The organism is Georgenia sp. 311 (assembly GCF_006151955.1).
Classification (GTDB): Bacteria; Actinomycetota; Actinomycetes; order Actinomycetales; family Actinomycetaceae; genus Oceanitalea; species Oceanitalea wutianyii.
The window spans coordinates 1-3,653 of sequence record NZ_VDFS01000015.1 but is presented as its reverse complement, the minus strand read 5'-3'; the positions used below and the strand labels follow the sequence as shown (position 1 = coordinate 3,653).

Sequence of the window (3,653 nt, the reverse complement as noted above, 5' to 3'; positions counted from 1 at the left end):
CCCGGGCGCGCAGTGCGCGCCCGGGCCCCTTCGTCCACCCGCTCGAGGTCAGCCGTCGGTCTGACGCCCGGCCACGCTGTCGGGCAGCTCCTCCTCGACCTCGCGCAGCGCCGAGTCGGTGTACCACTGGGTGAGGGCGGGGTCGTCGCTCTCGAAGCCCGCGCCCGCTCCCTCGTCCCCCTCCACCTGGGCGATGTCGAAGACGAAGTCGTCGCCGTGCTCGTCGATGCCGCGGCGCACACCCTGACGGATCGCGGCGAGCGCGTAGCGACGGCGGATCATCATCGGGTCGTGCCGCAGGTCCAGTGCCCAGGCCACCATGATCCCGATGAGGATGACCGTGAAGGGCAGCGCGGTGGTGACCATGATGGCCTGCAGGCCCGACAGCGCGTTCTGGCCACCCGCCAGCAGCAGGAACAGCCCGAGGAGCCCGAGCGCCACGCCCCACACGATCGTCACCGACCGGGAGGGCACCGGACGACCGGACTGCGACATCGAGCCCATGACGTTGCTCGCCGAGTCCGCCGCGGTGACGAAGAAGATGACGATGGCGACGAGGCAGAGCACCCACATGACCGGGCTGAGGGGGAGGTTGCCGAGGACGTCGAACATGACGTTCTCGCCGGCGCCCTCGACACCCAGGCCCACGCCGTCGAGGCTCATCCGGATCGCGGTCCCGCCGAAGATGGTGAACCACGCGAGCGAGATCGCCGACGGGACGAAGACGACGACGGCGACGAACTGCCGCAGCGACCGTCCCTTGGAGATCTTGGCGATGAACATCCCGACGAAGGGCGACCAGGAGATCCACCACGCCCAGTAGAGCGTGGTCCACGCGGTGAGGTACTCCTGCTGCTCGGCGCCCTGGCCCGCGAAGACGGCGAGCATGTCGGGCAGGTTGCCGGCGAAGGCGATGAGCGAGGCCGGGAAGAGGTCGAGGAGGAAGAAGGTCGGTCCGGCGAGCAGCGCGAAGACGGCGAGGACGACGACGAGCGTCATGTTCGCGTTGGACATCAGCCGGATGCCCTTCTTGATGCCCGCGACGGCGGAGAAGGTGAAGATCACCGTGAGCACGCTGATGGTGACGACGACGAACGGGGTGCCGAGCTCCTGCCCGGTGACGATCGAGGTGCCGGTGCGGATCTGCAGGGCGCCGATGCCCAGCGAGGTCGCCGTGCCGAAGAGCGTGACGAGGACGGCGAAGATGTCGATGACCTTGCCGAGCACGCGGTGGTTGCCGTCGGCGAAGACCGGCTCGAACAGCGAGGAGATGAGCGGCAGGCGGCCGCGGCGGAAGGAGGCGTAGGCCAGGGCGCCGCCGACGAGCGCGTAGATGCACCAGGCGAAGGTCGCCTGGTGGAGGAAGGAGGAGGCCATCGAGGGCAGGATCGCCTCGGGCGTGCCTCCCTGCGCGTCGGTCCACGGCGGGGGCGTGAGGAAGTGGCTCAGCGGCTCGAGCGGCCCGTAGAAGATGAGGGCGATCCCCAGGCCCGCGGCGAAGAGCATGGAGATCCACGACGCCGTCGAGTACTCCGGGGTGCTGTCGTCCGCGCCGAGCCGGATGCGACCGGTGGGACCGAAGCCGACGACGAGCATGAAGATGACGATGGCGACGACGGTGCCGTTGAACAGCCAGCCGAAGCGGGCCACGACCCAGCTCTGCATGCTCGTGCCGACGTCGTTGAGGTTGGTGGGGGCGGCGATGGCCCAGACGAGCACGGCGAGCGCGACGAGGAGGGCGACGACGAAGACGCTGCGCCGTGTGCGGAAGCGGACGCCGGTGTCCTCGACGCTGATGCCGGGCACGAGGCCGGGGTGGATTCCGAAGGCGGGCTCGGTGGTGGCGGTGCGGATCGCCCGGCGCACGCGTTCACCGGCGCGTTCCGGCCGGCGGCCGTCCTCACGCGTCTCGGTGGCGCCGCCCGGCGTGGAAGGACTCGGGTGGTCGGTCATGGTCGAGCAGATTAGCGGCGAGGCCGCGCGACCGCCCAAGCACGTGAGATGCGCCTCATTCCCACGGATCCGCGCATCTCTCCTCCCGCGACCCGGCCGCAGGGGCCGTGTTGCGGGTCCTCGGGGCGGGAGTAGCGTCGAGGCGGTCGGGCCGGGTCCGCGGCCGGGGACCCTGGTTTTTGCGCGTCACGTCGGGGGGTGGCGGTGTCTGCGAGCTCAGGGCGCGCCGCCACGAAGGCCTCCGGCACGATCACCGTCTTCGGGCTCGCACTGCTCAACATCACCGCGGTCGTCTCGCTCAACGACCTCCCCTCCGAGGCCGAGTACGGGCTGAGCTCTGTGACGTACTTCCTCTTCGCGGCGGTCTTCTTCCTCGTGCCCGTCTCGCTCGTCGCGGCCGAGCTCGCCACCGGCTGGCCGGAGAAGGGCGGGGTGTTCCGTTGGGTGGGCGAGGCGTTCCGCGGCCGGCTCGGCTTCATGGCGATGTTCCTCCTGTGGGTCCAGGTGTGCGTGTTCGTCCCGACGTCGCTGACCTTCGGGGCGGTGGCCCTGGCCTACATCAACCCCGACGAGTCCGAGGCGCAGAGCCTCGCCGGGACCCCCGCCTTCGTGCTCGGGGTCGTGCTCGTCGTCTTCTGGATCGCGCTGCTCGTCGCGCTCCGGGGTACCGGCGGCTACGCCACGATGGCCAAGTGGGGCGGCGTCGTCGGCGTCTTCGTCCCGATCACCGTGCTCGTCGGCTTCGCCGTCGCCTACGCGGTGGCCGGCAACGTCCCGGAGATGGACGTCGCCTGGGGCGAGCTCCTGCCCGACTTCGCCGGCCTCAGCACCGTCGTGCTCGCCGCGAGCATCTTCCTCATGTACGCCGGCATGGAGATGAACGCCGTCCACGTCAAGGAGGTCGACAACCCGACCCGGAACTACCCGATCGCCATCTTCCTCTCCGCGATCGTCACGGTGCTCGTCTTCGTCCTCGGTGCGCTCGCCATCGCGTGGATCGTGCCCCGGCGCGACATCAACCTCACCGAGGCCATCCTCGTCACCTACATCGACGTCTTCCGGTGGGCGGGCATCCCGTGGGCGTCCTCGGTCCTCGCGGTCATGCTCGCCGTCGGCGTCCTCGTCAACGTCACGACGTGGGCGGCCGGCCCGTCGACCGGTCTGCTGGCGGTGGCCAGGGCCGGCTACCTGCCCCGGGCGTTCCACCGCACGAACAGGCACGGCGCCGCAGTGACGATCATGGTGCTCCAGGGGTGCATCGTCACCCTCGTCTCGATCCTCTTCGTCCTGCTGCCCTCGGTGCAGTCGGCCTACCAGATCCTCAACCAGCTCGCGAACATCCTCTACCTCACGGTGTACCTGCTGATGTTCACCAGCGTCATCCGGCTGCGCTACACCCAGCGCGACCGGCCCCGGCCCTTCCGGCTGGGCCGGTCCAACACCCTCGTGTGGGTCGTCGCCGGGGCGGGCCTGCTCGCGTCCTCGCTCGCCTACGTCCTCAGCTTCGTGCCGCCCGACCAGATCAACGTCGGCAGCCCCGGCCTCTACGTGGGGATCCTCGTCGCGGCGACCCTCGTCATGTACGCGCTGCCCAACCTCGTCTACCAGTTCCGTGCCCCGTCCTGGGACACCGCCGACCCCGACTTCGAGCCGTTCACCTGGGAACGCCCGCGGGCGGGGTGACCGGGCTGCCCGGTCAC

Annotated in this window: 2 protein-coding genes; one reads left to right on the top strand and one right to left on the bottom strand. The window is 70.1% G+C overall.

The window, feature by feature from the left end; all coding sequences use genetic code 11:
* Positions 1 to 48: 48 nt before the first annotated feature.
* Entirely contained in the window at positions 49 to 1,953 is a 1,905-nt protein-coding gene (locus FHE66_RS01740; protein WP_139071273.1) for a BCCT family transporter, read from the bottom strand.
* Between the two features lie 204 nt (positions 1,954 to 2,157).
* Here FHE66_RS01740 and gadC point away from each other — a divergent pair, with 204 nt between their 5' ends.
* On the top strand, positions 2,158 to 3,636 hold the full coding sequence (gene gadC, locus FHE66_RS01735; protein ID WP_139071272.1) for a putative glutamine/gamma-aminobutyrate antiporter GadC: 1,479 nt from the start codon (positions 2,158 to 2,160) through the stop codon (positions 3,634 to 3,636).
* Positions 3,637 to 3,653: the final 17 nt, after the last annotated feature.